General features: G+C 72.2%; 1 protein-coding gene. It reads right to left on the bottom strand.

The window, feature by feature from the left end; all coding sequences use genetic code 11:
- Window positions 1-575, bottom strand: a 575-nt coding sequence (locus tag ACG2DA_RS23010) for a caspase domain-containing protein (RefSeq protein WP_395259053.1), incomplete at both ends; no start/stop codon positions are given.

Genomic DNA, 575 nt, shown 5'->3' on the forward strand with positions numbered 1-575 from the left:
GGCAGGTCGGCGTTGTATTCGTCGATCAGCGTCGCCACCCGGGCGGTCGTGGCGGTCTGCACCTCCGCCAGACGGATGAAGCCGTCCCCGTCGACGTCGCCGGCCCCGCCGCGGAGGCTTTCCAGCAGCGCGGCGGTGAACACGCCGTTTTTCAACCTCGGCAGTTCCAGGCTGAACTGCCCGACCTCGCAGCTGGCCAGCTTGGCCTGGCCGGTCGGCTTGGCCAGCGCCGCGGCGAAGGCGTCGCTCATCGCCGTCGCCGCCTGCCGGCCGCCCACCGCCCGGGTGGCGCTGACGCGATCCTGACAGGCGTCGATCAACAGCAGTCGGTGCCCGGCCTTGGACCGGCGAACGGTGCTCTCCAGCGTCTCCAACGGCACGGCGGTTCGTTCGAGGAAGGCGAAGCGGCCGTCGCGGGGCATCAGGTAGGCCCGCTCCCCCTCGGAGAACCCGTGACTGCTGCACGCCACGATCAGCAGGTCGCTCGGCTCGCGCCCCTTGCCGCTGATCTCGGCGAGGGCGTCGAAGATCGGCACCGCGTTGGCCGGCGCGACCTTCGCCCCGGCGGCCCGCAG

The organism is Alienimonas sp. DA493 (genome assembly GCF_043951915.1).
Taxonomy (GTDB): Bacteria; Planctomycetota; Planctomycetia; order Planctomycetales; family Planctomycetaceae; genus Alienimonas.